Source organism: Pseudoalteromonas sp. S1609 (genome assembly GCF_005887255.1).
Classification (GTDB): Bacteria; Pseudomonadota; Gammaproteobacteria; order Enterobacterales; family Alteromonadaceae; genus Pseudoalteromonas.
In genome coordinates this window covers 24,609-41,233 of record NZ_PNDJ01000013.1, presented here as the reverse complement: position 1 = coordinate 41,233, position 16,625 = coordinate 24,609, and the positions used below count along the sequence as shown (strand labels likewise).

Below are 16,625 nucleotides of genomic sequence, written 5' to 3'. Positions count from 1 at the left end.
AAAAAGCAAAGAGTAACTCCATTATGACGCAGCAAGATTTAGCTAGCGCACCACAAAAGAGCATGGTGCATACCCAAGATATAGATGAGCAAGCGCATAATCTAACGCAGTGGCAGCAAAAATATGATCAGCTCAGTGATGGGCGATTTTTTGGGTGTATAGAAAGCGTGGATTATTCTAATATTCATGCATTTGATGAATACACAGAGCGTGCTCTTCACCAACAATGCGCAATAGCGCCACGATCTATTTGGCTTGGGATCCCAAAGCAGTCGCAGCAGAGCAAAATTAATGGCTTAAATGTGGCAAGTAATCAATTTATGTGTCGCACTAGTGAGAGTAACTTTGAGCTTATTACACCTGAGCAGTTTAATATTTATGGTTTAGTAATAGACATGCAATCGTTAGAACATATGGCTCAGATACAAGGGATGCACATAAAAAATATAACGTCTTCAGGTACTGAGCGACTGACAACATGCAACGCCATGCTAAAAAGTGCCCGGGGTATAATAAACAGTATGGTTAGCAACAACGCTTTTGGCCTAAATGCCGATTTACAGCAAGATATGCTTAATATGTTGGTATTACATTTACTAAACGAACAGACTCCGTGTCAACGCATCGCTCCCAGTTATAAACACCGCAAAGCGGTCGTTGATAAAGTTAAAGATTATATAAAAGCGCATCCACAAAACACGGTAACAATTACTCAATTATGCGAACTCACCTTTGTGAGCAGGCGTACCTTACAATATAGTTTTGAGAGTATTTTAGGGATAAACCCACTGCGGTTTTTACGTTTAACTCGATTAAATAATGTTAGAAGAGAGCTAAAATTAGCAAAGCAAGATAAACCCATTTCTGTGGTTGCTGCCAATTGGGGGTTTTGGCATGCAGGGCAATTTACCAAAGACTACACACAATTATTTGGTGAGAACCCTTCGCAAACAGTTAGCAACCATGCTTCTTACCTGAAAGATTCTAAATCGATAATACATGGATAACGAGGATACGGCTTCGAGCTTCGAGCTGCGGGAGGCGCTGCGCTGAAAGAATAGATTTAAGGGCTGATATGACTAGGTGCTAGACTGTTTGCACAAGCTCGCTACTCGTCACTCGAAGCCCGTTGCCTTCTCATTTACTCCTCATTCACTTCTCTTTGTGCAAACATGTTTTAAGTGATTAATTCACAAAGAGGTCATGAGACGCTTCGCGGAAAGAGAAGGCTAAAGGTGCTAGGTTGTGTTCGCTGCTCGTGACTCGAAACCCGTCGCTCGAAGCCAGCCTTATTTCGGTAAGTCAAAAGCCCTATTTGATCGGTGCTAATTAAGCCGCGATTAAATAGGACTCTTGTCCTGCATGTTTGTTGTTACGTTTAAACGAACCTTTACCTTTTTTAGCTTTAACCACTTGCGGTTTAAATACTTTAGAGGTTACCAGTGCCGCCAATGCGTTGTGCTTTATCACTCCTCGACCGGTGTCTACTGCGGATTTATTAACCGCTTTTGCTTTGCCTTTTTTAGCCATTTGTTTTTTCCTATTAGTAAAATGAGAGGGATACATATCCCACACTGATATTGATGGCGATTGTATGCTTAATTTTCAAGCATGCAACCATTTTTAATGTCTTTTTCAATGTTTTTTAAGCATAAAAAAAGCGCCGTTTAAAACGGCGCCTTTGCTGGTTTAACTTAACCTAAAAATTAAAAACTAAAAACTAAAAACTAAAAACTAAAGCTTAGTTTTGCATAGTAACTACGGCCATCAAAACCGTATGGTACTGCACGTAGCGGGTATTTAAATGCCCCATTTGAGATCGCATTTAGTACTTCATCATCACCTAATTCATCCGGTGTTTCATCAAATACGTTGTCTGCTCCAACCGATAGCGAAAACATCTCATTAATTTCATAGCTTACGTTTAAATCTACGAGTACTGCCGTTTCTACGGTACTCGTCGCTTTAAATGAGCCATCTGTTGCAAGCTCAATATGGTCATTACCAAAGTACTTCACATCGGTTTCGCCAAAGTAATTGAAGCGGATCATTGCGCTGTAGGCATCACGCTCATAATCAAAGGTAAGCGTCGCACGCTCACCCGGTTGTCCGTCGGTTAAAAAGCTACTTTGAATGTCATCAAGCGCTACACTTTTTGGAATACCAGGTGCTGCATTCACACTATCAATTTTGGTTTCATTTAAGTTACCCGCAAACGTAGCTGAGAAATTACCGTCATATAAATCAGTGCGGTATGACGCAATAATATCCACACCTTGAGTGGTTGAGTTCACTGAGTTTGAAAAGTAATTCGCTTGCACTGCACCCGTTGCTTGAAGAGCGGCAACTGCCTCAGGGCTAAACGCCACATCATCAGCCGACAACAAGCTGCCTAGTGTAATACGGTCTTCAATTTCTACACGGTAAAAATCCACCGTTAATGATAAATCACTGGTCACATCGTAAACAAAACCGGCACTGTAGTTAGTTGATGTTTCAAGCTTTAAAGTATCAACGCCTAAAGCTGCAGGAAATGCAGAGCCCGTTGTCGCAGTAAACGACTGACTTAACGTGCCGTCAGACCCTAAGTTAGTGGTAAACGCAGTGTAACCACTTTGCTGTAATGATGGCGCTCTAAAGCCCGTTGATAACGCACCACGTACTGCAAAATCATCATTAAATTCATAACGTGTTGCTACTTTACCTATGATGTCGTCACCCGCATTCGAAAAATCTTCATAGCGAAGGGCACCGCTCACATTCCATGCATCGCTTAACATGGTTTCTGCATCTACATATACTGCGTAACTATCACGATCGCTTTTGTTTGAAGCTTCAGGACGAAGGCCGTTATAAGCTTGAAAGCCACATTGTGCAAATTGACTCGAATCGTTCACCGATGGATATGAGGTATCCGTGTTGGCTGCTCCACATGCGTATGATGCCACCTCACCTGGTACAATTTCATAGTTTTCTTTACGGTATTCAGCGCCAATTGAAACATAAACAGGCTCACTGCGACCAATATCAATAATTCCGTTTATATCTGCATTAAACGTTGTTTGATCAAATCTAAATCCACCCGAATAACCCTCTGTTGGGCCAGCATTCGCGGCTACATCGGCATCGCTTGCACCCGGATTATTAAATAAATACTCCGCCGCGTATGACGCATTTAAAGTATTTCGTGAGGTAAAATCGTATTGGTTTTCACCGTAAACAGCAGAAACATCGTAGGTCCAATCAGGGTTAATTTCACCTTTAAAACCAACAGCTACCGAAATATCTTGTGCTTCATTGTCGATTTGCGGTAAAAAGCCGTCGCTGTATACTTGCGTTACGTTTTTAGACGCTTCATTAAAATTACGGTAAAAGCCGTTGCCTAGTGCCGTGCGCTCAGAGTAACCACCAAATGAGTAAAGCTCTCCTTCACCCATTGGCAGGGCCATATTGTAAAATACCGAAGTGAATTCACTCTCTGCATTACCTTGTCCCCAACGCACTTCGTCAGATAAAGTACCTGGTGCAACATTAAGTGACCCACCCGTATCTCGCTCTGCGCGGTTAGTTTTATCTGCATCACGGTACTCAAGCGATAAATTTATAAAACCGCCCTCATTACCTAATTCAAAACCACGGTTTAAACCGGCTGAAATTGTTTCTCCATCACCTTCTGCCGTTTCGCCATATTGTACGTAACCGGTGGTTAAATCTGTTGAATCATTAAGTGATAAGTTGATAACCCCTGCAATTGCATCAGAGCCATACTGAGCCGCCGCACCATCACGTAACACTTCAACTCCTTTTAAAGCAATAAGCGGAATCGCATTCATATCAGTACCGGCAGAGCCACCGCCCACAGTACTTGTTAAACCAAAAATAGATTGATTATGACGGCGTTTACCGTTGACTAAAACCAGCGTTTGGTCTGGTTGTAAGCCGCGTAATGTAGCAGGGCGAAATAAATCAGAACCATCAGAAACCTGTGTTCGTGAGAAGTTAAATGACGGCGCCGTTGCCTGTAAGCTCTGCCCAAGCTCGGTAAAGCCGCCTTTGTTTAAATCATCTGCGTCAATTAAATCAATAGGTGATGACGACTCAGTGGCAGTTCGGTTTGAAACTCGCGATCCTAAAACAGATATTTGTTCGATATTTTTTTCAGCTTTAGCTGACGCTTCTTGTGCATTAACCATACTTGGCGCACTAAAGGCAAAAGCAACTGCTACAGCCAAGGTGTTTAAACGATATGTTGACATAATGATGACCCTGTTTTGTGTATTCTTATAATGTGTGTAGGGTATATGCATGTATCCCCTTGCCAACATCCTAGCAACATACACAAACAAAAAGAAACAAAAAATTTGATAAAATTGGCATAAGAATGCAAATAACTTTAAAAACAGGAAAATAACACCTTTAAAAGCTCAAAATGCGCCCAAATTAGCAATTTAATATCTCACCCACACAAGTTAATACAATGTTAACCATAAGGATTTTCTTTATAATTATTAAAAACATCAACGTTGTATGTTTTTCATACCGCACTGAGCATAAAATGTACTTACAATAACGTTTTATACGGTTTTTATTAGACTAAAGTAGATAATAAAAAATAAGAAAGGGAACTCAGAAGAGATTATAAATAGGTGGTTGTGTAGTACAGCCCGTTTATTATACGTTATTTTATATAGGGCCTATTTAAGATGTATAACTATGCCAATCAAATTCACTAATAACATGGCAAAGTAAAGGGTCTACGCCTTTTGAGTCACAGTATGCACGTAATTGCATGGGGGGTTGCTCGTCAAAAATAATTTGCCAAACTATATACAACATGTGATTAAACAGAGTTAACTCATTATCATCAGTACCAGCTAAATCGTGGCAACTCATTAATAAGTTACATATTTTTGTGTCGTATCCCCATAACTTTAAAACGTAGGCAGAAATAAAATTGGCACTTACGTATCCATCGCTGATGGTTTGCGCATGCTCATCTGACACATCGCTTTGAGCTTGAGATAATAAAATGATCTTGCCGACAAAACTCAATAACGCCACTGAAAATAACAATTCTTGATCATGCAAGTTAAAACCAGCCAGCTTTGCAAAATCCTTAACACAACTAGCGTAATTCGCCGCTATATTCAATTGCTTTTCATGCACATCAACAGGAATAGACGATTCAAAGTTTTTAGCAACCAATAAAGAAGTGGTGATAGCCATTAATATCGTGGTACCGAGCCTCGAAACAGCCTCATCTATTGACGATGTTGGCCTTACAAAACCAAGATAAGCGGAGTTTGCAAGTTGTAACAATTTAGCCGTTATTATTGGCTCTTGAGAAACAACATGGGCAATATCATGTAAATCAAATTCATCGCTTTGTACTAAGTCTCTGAGCTCTTTTAAAATAAGAGGATAAACAGGAAAACTGATCATAGCCCCTAACTGTCTACGCACATTATAAGCAAAAGGCAATGACTTTAACGCCGCCACATTATTAAAAAGTGCAGCTATGTCTGCCTCATTAAACGGTTTAGCAAGATAAGCATGAACAATATTAGGTTGTTGTATCATAGTACTCAACCTCATATCACCGGTAAGTAATGCTCTAACCGGATAGGGGTTCTTTGAAGAGCATTGCTCTAAAATATCAAGCCCATTCATTTGCGGCATTAAATAATCACTCAATACTAAATCAACGTCTTTTGTGGTACTTAAAAGTTGCCAAAACTCATCGATATCCGCAGTCGTTATGATATCAACCTCTGGGAATGCTCGATGAATAGTTCTTTGCAATACTTTTAATAAAAAAGCATCGTCATCTAAAATGATTACTTTAATCGCTTTCATTTAGCACCTTGAGTGTTTGCATGGTTTAAATAATTACAAAAATCATCTGATTCTAAAGGCTGCGAATAGTAATAACCTTGTATGTAGTCACAGCCTAATTTTTTAATTATTTCGCATTCAAAAGCAGTTTCTACCCCCTCAGCTATCACTACAAGCTCAAGATCATGAGACATACGCGTAATATTACGAATCATACTTTGCATCGCTAAAGACGATTCAATATCAGTAATAAGCGCTTTATCCAGTTTAACCCCATCTACTGGCAGTTTAGAAAGGTAACCAAGTGATGAATAACCCACGCCAAAATCATCAATCAATAGCTTAACCCCTAACTTTTTTAACCTTTTTAATTGTTGTTCGCAAGCAGAAAAATCTTCTATCAAATAGGTTTCTGTTAACTCAAAAACCAACTGTGATGACTCTAAACCATTGCAGCTTAAACATTCCAGCACATAGTCAATCAAACCGGGATCATCTTTTAATTGCCTAGCAGATAAGTTAATAGCCAGCACGTTTACGCCTATATTGTTATCACCCCAATATTTTAGCGTTTTACAGCTTTGAGAAATAACCCAACGCCCTATTGGTATTATCTGGCCATCACATTCAGCAATCGGAATAAAATGAGCAGGAGGAACCCAACCATATTTACTTGGCTCATACCAGCGAATGAGCGCCTCAGCACTGTGTACTTGTCCTGTTTCAATGTTAACTTTTGGCTGAAAACGTAGTGACAGTTCATCTTTATTTACCGCGATTAGTAATAAACGGCTTAACTCAAAATTCTTTTTATAGTCGGCTACTAGCTGAGGATCAAACCGGGAAAAAATACGCTGCTGTTCACCTAATTGATAATTCAACGTCAACTGCATCTGATTTACGAGTTCTTTTCCTTCTAAATTATCCTCAGGAAACAAACCATACACACCATATAGCTGCACATGAGCGTCAATATATTTTCTGGGTAGAATTTTATTTAACTGCTCAATCGCTTTATTTAAATCACTTAAAACTTCACTATCAGATTTAATTTCCGGAACAAATAATACAAATCGATCGGCGCTCTTATGAAAAACTTTAACAGATTTCTCCGATACGCTTTTTAACACTTTCAAAACCAATTTTATAAGGTGGTTGCCATCTTCTGCACCTAGCAAATCATTAATTAATTGAAACTGAACAATACCTATATAAACTAAGGCATAACATTTTTTATTCGCTTCACACAGCGTTAAATGATGGTAAAAGTCAGACTCGTTGGTTACCACCGACTGTGTTCTAGTAAGTTGAAAAATGTTACTCATGCTATTTGAGTTGCTCGATAATTTTAAGAGTTGAAAATAATCATCATTTAAACAACGCTCTATCATAACTTCTTCGTTTTTAGCTAGATCAGAGGCGTGTGCATAATTAATAAAAAGTGTACTACTTTTCTTATCAACAAATGACTGACTTACTGATTTGTTTTGAGCTGTATCTAAATAAGCGAGGTGTTTATTTTCATATAAATGAATATCTGGAATAATTTCAGCTGCAGGTGCATTAAAACGATTTATAATACCGTTATTGTCTATTTCTATTAAGCCAGACATACTGCCCATTAATAATTGATCTCTTACTCTTTTTGCTCGGCGCTGTTCATATTTAACTTTCGCTTCGCTGATGTTCTCAAGTAACTCACTATCGACCCATGGCTTTTCTAAAAAACGAAATACTAACCCCTGATTCAGTAACTCAACCACAGATTTGAAATCAGCATACCCACTCAGTACTAGGTTTACACTATCAGGCCAGCGACTTTTAACTTGGCGTAATAAATCAGCGCCGTTCATTTCTGGCATTCTAAAATCAGTAATGATTATCTCAATTTGATTAGCCGCTAATATTTCAAGTGCCTCAAAACCAGAGGATGCCGTCAGCACATCATAACCAGAACGAGCAAGTACTCGCTTTAAAGATTTCAATACATTGAGTTCATCGTCTACTAATAAAATTCGCAAAGCCACTATCTACACCTCAAAATGGGGTTGTACTCTTGCTAACTTGATTGTTCTTCTAAGTACCCTTTGCTAAGCAACCAAGAATGTTCACATCAGCACAAGTATGTTGTATCTAACTACATACGCAATAATGCCACTTAGCTGTAACTGTCTATCTAACTGATACCTTTTCAGATCACCTATATTGGTTTAAGGTTTCTATCATTAATAAGTGATTGCAATCACTAGATACAACTTAAACAAAAATGATACTGTCTAAAAATAAGCCATCCAGTTCACTTTATATAATAATAGTCTAGAATAAATTCTAAGTGATTATTTTTAGTTAAAAACATCCAGCGTTGTGGCTATTATTACCAAGGGGCATCTATGTTCGCCATTGAAACTTTTCACACTCACGGCAGCGATATAGATAAATTTATCAAACCTGTAAGTCAGTTTACAAACAACAGTCCCGATTTACTGCTCGGGTTTGCTACAACCGATACCATTAAATATCTTTATAATAGCCAGCCCAACTTGATAAAAAACACTCAAAATTGCTTAATCATCTCTTCCTGTCTTGGCTCATCAACCGAAAAAAATTTATCGTTAAATGAGCAAAGTATTAGTTTATTCTCTATCAAAGACTCAACGGGTCATTATGGAATTGCCAGTTGCAATACAACTAATAACCTAAGAGAAAATGCAGCTAACACTGTACTCAGAGCTATTGCTAATGCAGGCCAAACAGGACTCGCCCCAAAAATGGTCTGGTGCTTTCAAGTCCCAGGGAACGAAGAACTAGTGCTACAAGGAATCCAAGATGCTATTGGGCAGCGTATACCTGTTTTTGGAGGAAGTTGCGCTGATAACGACATTTCGGCAAAGTGGTGTTTCAGCGATACTAAAAATGTATACCAACAAGGTTTTATCATTGCGGTGTTATATCCGTCTGTAGAAACATTCGGCTTTTATAGTTCAGGCTACGATATAACCAACCAGCAGGGCATAGTTACCAATATTGAAGGACGTTTATTAAAAACAATCGATAACCAGCCCGCTTTTGATGTTTATAATCAATGGCGTAAAAACCTAGGGTTTGGACAGTTAAAAGCGGGAAATATACTTGCCCAATCAGCAATGACCCCGCTATCAAGAGCTCTTGCTTCAAATGATGAAATCCCACGATTATTGTTAAGTCATCCAGCTATAGCAAAAAATGGATCGTTAGAATTATTTTCTAACCTACATGTTGGCGATACGGTTTACCTTGCCTCAGGAAGCCCAGAGCAATTAATAAAGCGAGCTGATATGGTTGTCACCTCATTAACTAAATTGGCAGAACTCCATGCTATAAAAAATATTACCGGTGGTGTTATTATTTTTTGCGGTGGTTGTATGCTATCAATTAAAGAGGCAATGCACGAAGTAAAGCAATCTATTGAAACACAACTTCCCACTATTCCGTTTATTATAGGCTTTACTTTCGGGGAGCTCGGGACATTCAGCGATGCGACCAGTAAACATGGTAACTTAATGATCTCATGCGAAATTTTTGGTGACCCAATATGAGTAACAATGAAATACTGTTAGAAAAGCTACACTTATTACAAGTTCATAATTTAGCACTTGAAGAAAACCGTGCCTTTAATAGCTTGATTTTAAATGGTCTAGATATAATCTTAAAAAACGACAACACAGAAACCTTACTCACTGAGTTTTTTGATATTTTGCATCAGGCCATTGCCTTTTCTGCGGCTATTTTAATTAAAATAAATCCAAAAGATGTAATGGCTACGTTAATTACAGCGTCGCATCCGAATAGCGATGCAATAATTACCCAGCTGGAAGTACTTAATAGACCCGATAGAAATATTAAAAATATATTTAACTTACATCAACTCCCTAATTGGCAAGTAACCGACCCTTTTTGGCATTCGCAATATGCCATGCTCACCACTCCAGTAAATACAAGTACAGAGAGCTACCAGCTCTATATTTTTTCTGAAAAAATTGGCGCGTTTAATCAGCATGATATTACTTTAATGCAGCGCTTTGTCAGTTTTGCAGGTAATACGATTTCACAATTTGAAAAACGAAACTTACTTGTTAAACAAAAAGAAATGGAGGAAAAACAAAATAACATCGAGCAAGTGTTAATTAACTCTGAAAAAATGGCTTCGTTAGGGCAAATGGCGGCAGGCGTTGCGCATGAAATAAATAATCCTTTAAGTTACATAGTTAGTAACATTCAAAATTTGGCATACAACCTTGAGCAATTTAGCCATTTCATTAACGCTCTTAAGACAGAGAGTGTCATAACGCAGCAAACATTAGCAGATTTGTTACAACATTTTCAATTTGATGAATTACAATCAGACTCAAGCGATATCATTGCTGAAATGACTGAAGGGGCTGATCGCGTTAAAGAGATTGTTCAAGGGTTAAGGCAATTTGCTCATCCAGATCAAACTAAAATTGGCGATATCAATATAACTGAGCTTATTGATAATACATTACGTGTTGCCTGGAGCGAAATTAAATACAGTGCCAAGGTCGAAAAGCACTACAATACAGAACCAATCATCATCACTGGTCGTTCGACCCAACTCTCTCAAGTGTTTTTAAATTTATTTTTTAACGCCGCTCAAGCTATTTGCGACAAAGCTGGGGTGATCACTATTACTACTAAAGCCGATAAAAAAAATGCCTATATAACGATTGCCGATAATGGTAGTGGAATTAAGGAGGACAAATTAAATAAAATTTTTGACCCTTTCTATACTACAAAACCAATAGGCCAAGGCACAGGGTTAGGGCTTGCTATAAGTAAAGCAATAATAGAACAACACAGTGGTCAAATTCGAGTTGAAAGCCAGTTAAACCAAGGCACTATTTTTAATATCACCTTACCTAAAAAGCCGATATTAACTGACGATGCATTGAGTATTTTAAATGCAAAAAAAATCGCTAAAGAGTGAATTTTTAATATATTATCAGTTGTTTACAGCCAAAGCTTAGACTAAATTAAACTTATAATTATATTGGTGGTAAGAAGATAAATGACAGACATTGCCCAATTAGAACAGCTAAATCAACAGCCTCCGAGCATCTTATGCTTGGACGATGAAGCTAATGTACTCAAATCTTTAGTACGCTTACTTCGTCAATATAAATTTGATGTGAGTGTTTCAACCAATGGCCAAGATGCACTTGAAAAAATGCAAAGTAAAGAGTTTGACGTCGTAATAAGCGACATGCGCATGCCACACATGAGCGGGGCAGAGTTTTTAGCCAAAGCCAGAAAGCTCGCCCCCGATAGCCAACGCATTTTGTTAACTGGCTTTTCCGATTTAGAGTCAACAATCAGTGCGGTTAACGAAGGGGGTATTCATGCTTATGTGCAAAAACCTTGGCAAAATGATCACTTAGTAAGTGTAATCCAGTCAGGCGTAGAAAAATTTAGACTAAAAAAGCAAAATGAAATTTTACAACAGCATGTAAAATCTCAGAACCAGCAACTAAAAGAGCTCAATACTAATTTAGAGCAGCTGGTCGATAAACGAACAAATCAAATTAGAAGTGTATTAAAAAAACTAGAAGTCGCTAATGAAAGTGAAAAAAGAGAGCATCAATCGACTGTTGAACTGCTTTATAATTTTATTAATGCAAATCCGTATCTCGATGGTAAAAGAGCAGAGAACATTGCCGGCACATGCACGCAAATAGCGCGTTACCTTAATGTATCGCAAAGAAGTATCACGCTTGCGCCTATTGCAGGATATTTAGCTCAAATTGGTTTACTTGCAATGGATCCTGAGCTTTACAACAAACCTATTAACGAACTTAATGAAGTACAGCGCAAAACGTTTTACACCCACCCGAGTATTTCACAATTAATGCTCATGCCAGCGACTCACTTGAGCGATGTTTCTGATGCAATTTATCACCAGTTCGAGCGATACAACGGCCAAGGTATCCCCAAAGGACTTGCTAAAAACGATATCCCCATTGGTGCTATGGTGCTCAGCGTAGCTCGCGATTACTGGGAGCATTATGAGCAAAGCGATCCATTACTTACAACAAAACAACGCCATGAGGCGGCGCTCGGTAATATTAAGGCCAATAGTGGTAGCTTATATCACCCGCGTATTGTCGATGCACTTGAAGCAAGCCATACTAAATTAATTACCTCTGATAGTTCTATTGGCTCAATTAAAATAATTTGCGCTCAAGAGCTTGAAGAAAATATGACACTGGCAAACTCACTACACAGCCATACAGGCATTATGCTTTTACCCAAAGAGCATGTTTTCAATTCAAAATCGATTGTTAAGCTACAACAACTCGAAGCCAAAAAGCCGACTCCGTTTAGAATTATGGTTAAAACGGCTAAATGATTGATCTAAATTGCTCTTTTATTCGTTACAATGGGCTTAAATAAATTAATAACTTTGCTTGAAGGAGCACAACGTGTCGCGATTTTCTGCCGTTACCGATAATCCCCACGACGGGCGTTTTAACCAAAAAACGGGAATATTACTGACCAACTTAGGCAGCCCAGATGCCCCCACAGCAAGCGCATTACGTGTTTACTTGCGTGAGTTTTTATCTGATCCACGCATTGTAGAAATTCCACGCATTGTGTGGATGATAATTCTCCATGGCATTATCTTACGCATTCGTCCAAAACGCTCAGCTAAGTTATATAAAAGTATATGGACCGAAAATGGCTCGCCGCTAACTCATATTACGCGCCAGCAAAGCCTTAAATTAAATGCCTTATTAAAACAGCATGGCTATACCAACACCGAAGTGGTTATGGCGATGCGCTATGGTAACCCATCAATCGAAGCGGGCCTTGAAGAGCTTAGAGACAAAGGTTTAACCCGTATTATTGTGCTGCCACTTTATCCGCAGTATTCAAGCCCAACTACAGGCTCCACATTTGATGCAGTTGCCAATGTATTAAAAAAATGGCGCTGGGTACCAGAGCTGCACTTTGTAAACGGGTATCACAAAAATACAGTGTACCTTGAGTCACTCGCTAATAGTATTAGTGAAGATTTAGAAAAACATGGAATGCCACAAAAAATGGTGTTTTCATACCACGGTATGCCTAAACAGTTTTTAGATAATGGCGACCCTTATCATTGCCTATGTCAACAAACAACACGATTAGTGGTTGAAAAACTAGGGCTAGACAAAGATAAAGTGATCACTACTTTTCAAAGTCGCTTTGGTAAAGCTGAATGGTTAAAACCATATACAGATGCAACTCTTGAGAGCTTACCTGGCGAAGGAATTAAAGATATCGCAATTATAAGCCCTGCATTTAGCGCCGACTGCCTAGAAACACTTGAAGAATTAGAAGGTGAAAACCGCGAAATTTTTGAAGAAGCTGGCGGCGAGAAATACCGATACATTGCAGCTCTAAACGATCGTGACGATCATATAGACGCCATGTTCGATGTATTAAAGCCAATGCTATAAAAAAGAGAGCAGCGGTTAGGTTTTAGCTCTCAGCGTTCAGCTGGAGATTAGCCAAGTGCGGTGAAAGCTTATAGGCGCGAGTATATCTCGCGCTTTCTCTTGTATCACTTTCTGATAGCTGACAACTTATAACTCAAAGCTTCGCTTAGCGCTTACGTGTCACTATTAATGTGATTGCCCCGGCTATTATTCCCCAGCAGGCAGAGCCTACCGACCATAAAGTTAAATCTGAGGCAGTGACTAAAAAAGTAATGATAGCCGCTTCAGTATATTCAGCACTATGCAAAGACTGCTGTAAACTATTGGCAATAGTGCCAAACAAAGCAATACCCGCCAACGCTAACACCAATGCTTGTGGCAAGCTTGCCACAATTGCCACAAGCATAGCCGCACATAGCGCCATTATTATATAAAACACGCCACCAGCAATACTTGCCCAATAACGCTTATCAGGGTCTTTATCAGCCTCTTCGCTCATACAAATAGCCGCTGTTATGGCTGCTAAATTTATAGAATAAGTGCCAAAGGGAGCCGTCACACAATTTATTAACCCGGTCACAGTTAATGACGATGATATAGGCGCTTTATAATTATGTGCTTTCAAAATAGCGAAACCGGGTAAGTTTTGTGAGGTCATAGTTACTATGTATAAAGGAATGCTTATACTTACAAATGCCTGCAAACTAAAGCTTGGCGCTATATATGCAAAACTACTGGCTTGCCAATGCACGGTACTGGTATCGATATTACCCATATACCACGCTAAAAATATACCCGCTAGCAACACACTTAGCATCGCAAAACGGGCAAAAAAGCGCTTACCAATAAAGTACACCACCACCATTAAAACCAATAACTAATGGCATATCGTTCATAAAGTTAAACACATCAATGCCAAATGTCACTAATACTCCCGCTAACATGGCACAAGCCAGTTCACTAGGAATACGGTTCATGATTTTTTCAAACCACCCGGTTACTCCCAACACCAGCACCAAAAAGGCTGATAACATAAATGCGCCTATCGCTTCATGTAAGCTATAGCCTTGAGCACTTGAAATCAGTAGTGCAGCCCCTGTGGTCGACCATGCAATTAAAATCGGCACTTTATAATAAAACGACAACACAATAGAGGTACTGCCCATCACCAAGCCCAGCATTAATATCCAGCTTGCCACTAGGTCAGGTGTGCCACCTAAAGTGATCACCACTTGGTAAATCAATGCTATCGAACTTGAAAAACCAATAATAACGGCAACAAGTCCCGCCATAGTGCGACTAAGTAATTGATCAGTCCCTGCCATAATTCCCTCATTTCATGCTTTAACGTTACAACATACTTTGCCTATTTTTACATTGCAATTTTGAATAATGAATATGAAAAAACATCACGTTAATAAATTTTTTTATTGATCAATTTTTGCCTATCAAAATCATTGCCATTTAAAAAATAAACGCGTACCTAAAAACAAGCCGCAGAGCGCATTATTGCTGTAAAAAGCCGTAATTTTTAAGCTAAAAACACATACCAAAAAAAGGCAAAGTAAATACTTACAATGAGTTATAAAAAACCCCATTAACACTTTATGGTTACAATTTAAATTTGATCTCATCCTATTTTTAATATAAAACTTAACAATTATTTCACTAATTACCCTAAAAGAGAAACAGATGAAACGTTACATTGTTTTAATTATCGCTATTCCTTTGTCTGTATTTGCCATATATACGCTGCTTAATAATCAGAATAAAACCGATGAGGTAGAAGCCCCCATAGCTATTGATATCGTTCCTGTTGATTCTGAATTTGCAAAACAAACACGTAAGCCATTACCAATCGATATGAGTAAAGATCCTATAAAAGGCGCCCCTTCAAAAGCAAAGTTAGCCGTTATTGAAAACTCATTTGACGCAATCAATAAACCTTCAACCAAGGCAAAAGAAATACTTAAAGCGGCAAAAGTACTGCCTACCGATTTACAAAATGAAGCCTATATAGAATTTAATTTAGCAGCACTTAAAACCCTTGAAGCAGGGGATAATTTTGACCTAGCTATACCGCAAACCGCAGAAACCTACAGCGCTGAAATAACGAATGTTACCAATGCCAGTAACGGCGATAAAAGTATTGTTGGCCAAGTGATTGGTGCTAATGGAGTGTTGCATACCACTATATTAACCGTTGGTAATGACGCGGTTTATGGTCAATTTACTGCCCCAAGTGGCAATTATGTTTTTGAAAGCAAAGGACAATATGGCTGGATTGCAGCAAAGCGTGACTTATACAAATCACATATAGAACACCAAGTAAGTGAACCCTCGTCAAAAAATACTGATGGTGGAGATCCGTTTGCACCCAGTGATGAAAAGTCACCCTCTATTTAATTTTTAACCTCAACCAAGATGACTCAGCAGTAAAACTGCAATTACAAAAGAAAGGAAATACGACTATGAAAAAAATAATATCAACAGCCGCTATTGCAACGGCATTATGTGCCGCTAGCACAGTATCAGCAGAAACAATTGATATTGGTATTTTATATACCGACCAATCAGCTGCCGCTACCAGCAATATTAATACTAAAATTAATCAGCTTATTGCTTTTAGTAATCAAGTATATAGTCAAAATGGCGTTGATATAACACTGCGTTTAGTCGGTTCTCAAAACTTAGGCAACCATGCAATAACCCCTTCAGAAGATTGGCTAGACGCCGTGACAAATAGCAGCTACGTAAATGGTTTACGTAATGATTGGAAAGCAGACATGGTAGCCGTACTAGGTACAGGCCAAAGTGCGGGTAGCGGTTTAATTTCATGTGGTATTGCTTGGGTTGGTCAAGGCACAAATGGCAATTTATACAGCTCAATGAGCGATCGTATGTACTCAATTACAGCTGTTGATTGTGGTGCTACAACATTCGTACATGAACTAGGTCATAATCAAGGTCTGACACACTCTCGTAAACAAGGCGCAACTAGTGGCGGTGTATATGTTGATGGTATGGGCCACGGTGTACAAAATGAATTTGCCAGTATTATGGCTTACCCGCATGTGTTTGGTAGTGCAACTCAGTACGATTATTTCTCAAACCCAAATTGGAGCGTAAACGGTATTCCATTTGGTGTGACTAACCAAGCATATGCTATTCGTACCGTCACTGATACCAAAACCAGTATTGCCAACTTTAAATAATCTCAATTGTAAATAATGAGCTTATTCTAAGAATCAGCATTAAATAAATGGGTAAATTATTACCCATTTACACCAATTAAGTTTCCCTTGCGGAGCGCCT

At 38.7% G+C, this 16,625-nt stretch carries 11 protein-coding genes and 1 pseudogene; 7 read left to right on the top strand and 5 right to left on the bottom strand.

The window, feature by feature from the left end:
• Nucleotides 1–23 precede the first annotated feature (23 nt).
• On the top strand, nucleotides 24–1,007 hold the full coding sequence (locus CWB76_RS04400) for a helix-turn-helix domain-containing protein (protein ID WP_138605732.1): 984 nt from the start codon (nucleotides 24–26) through the stop codon (nucleotides 1,005–1,007).
• A 322-nt stretch (nucleotides 1,008–1,329) separates the two neighbouring features.
• Here the strand turns inward: CWB76_RS04400 and arfA are convergent, their stop codons facing one another.
• From arfA to CWB76_RS04380, 4 genes are all read right to left on the bottom strand, one after another.
• A complete protein-coding gene (gene arfA / locus CWB76_RS04395) occupies nucleotides 1,330–1,530 on the bottom strand; it encodes an alternative ribosome rescue factor ArfA (protein WP_010389506.1) in 201 nt (66 codons plus the stop codon).
• A gap of 197 nt (nucleotides 1,531–1,727) precedes the next feature.
• The gene (locus tag CWB76_RS04390; RefSeq protein ID WP_138605730.1) at nucleotides 1,728–4,256 is read right to left on the bottom strand and encodes a TonB-dependent receptor plug domain-containing protein; all 2,529 of its coding nucleotides are present in this window, start codon (nucleotides 4,254–4,256) and stop codon (nucleotides 1,728–1,730) included.
• A 442-nt stretch (nucleotides 4,257–4,698) separates the two neighbouring features.
• Nucleotides 4,699–5,856, bottom strand: a complete 1,158-nt coding sequence (locus CWB76_RS04385) for an HDOD domain-containing protein (RefSeq protein ID WP_138605728.1) — start codon at nucleotides 5,854–5,856, stop codon at nucleotides 4,699–4,701.
• Nucleotides 5,853–7,862 (bottom strand): EAL domain-containing response regulator, encoded by a 2,010-nt coding sequence (locus CWB76_RS04380; RefSeq protein ID WP_138605726.1) that lies wholly within the window; start codon nucleotides 7,860–7,862, stop codon nucleotides 5,853–5,855. Before CWB76_RS04380 ends, CWB76_RS04385 begins: the two co-directional genes overlap by 4 nt.
• A 363-nt stretch (nucleotides 7,863–8,225) precedes the next feature.
• Here CWB76_RS04380 and CWB76_RS04375 point away from each other — a divergent pair, with 363 nt between their 5' ends.
• The 4 genes from CWB76_RS04375 (at nucleotide 8,226) to hemH (ending at nucleotide 13,331) form a co-directional block, all read left to right on the top strand.
• On the top strand, nucleotides 8,226–9,410 hold the full coding sequence (locus tag CWB76_RS04375; protein ID WP_138605724.1) for an FIST signal transduction protein: 1,185 nt from the start codon (nucleotides 8,226–8,228) through the stop codon (nucleotides 9,408–9,410).
• Nucleotides 9,407–10,819 (top strand): sensor histidine kinase, encoded by a 1,413-nt coding sequence (locus CWB76_RS04370; protein ID WP_138605722.1) that lies wholly within the window; start codon nucleotides 9,407–9,409, stop codon nucleotides 10,817–10,819. Before CWB76_RS04375 ends, CWB76_RS04370 begins: the two co-directional genes overlap by 4 nt.
• A gap of 81 nt (nucleotides 10,820–10,900) precedes the next feature.
• Entirely contained in the window at nucleotides 10,901–12,238 is a 1,338-nt protein-coding gene (gene nosR / locus CWB76_RS04365; RefSeq protein ID WP_138605720.1) for a response regulator c-di-GMP phosphodiesterase, NosR family, read from the top strand.
• A 73-nt stretch (nucleotides 12,239–12,311) separates the two neighbouring features.
• Complete coding sequence (gene hemH, locus CWB76_RS04360) at nucleotides 12,312–13,331, top strand: ferrochelatase (RefSeq protein WP_138605718.1); 1,020 nt, start codon at nucleotides 12,312–12,314, stop codon at nucleotides 13,329–13,331.
• A 145-nt stretch (nucleotides 13,332–13,476) separates the two neighbouring features.
• On the opposite strand, the pseudogene CWB76_RS04355 reads toward hemH, so the two are convergent.
• A pseudogene (locus tag CWB76_RS04355) lies at nucleotides 13,477–14,635 on the bottom strand (benzoate/H(+) symporter BenE family transporter).
• A gap of 367 nt (nucleotides 14,636–15,002) precedes the next feature.
• On the opposite strand from CWB76_RS04355, the gene CWB76_RS04350 reads away from it, so the two are divergent.
• Nucleotides 15,003–15,716, top strand: a complete 714-nt coding sequence (locus CWB76_RS04350; RefSeq protein ID WP_138605716.1) for a protease inhibitor BamI-like protein — start codon at nucleotides 15,003–15,005, stop codon at nucleotides 15,714–15,716.
• A 65-nt stretch (nucleotides 15,717–15,781) separates the two neighbouring features.
• On the top strand, nucleotides 15,782–16,525 hold the full coding sequence (locus tag CWB76_RS04345; RefSeq protein ID WP_138605714.1) for a zinc-dependent metalloprotease family protein: 744 nt from the start codon (nucleotides 15,782–15,784) through the stop codon (nucleotides 16,523–16,525).
• Nucleotides 16,526–16,625: the final 100 nt, after the last annotated feature.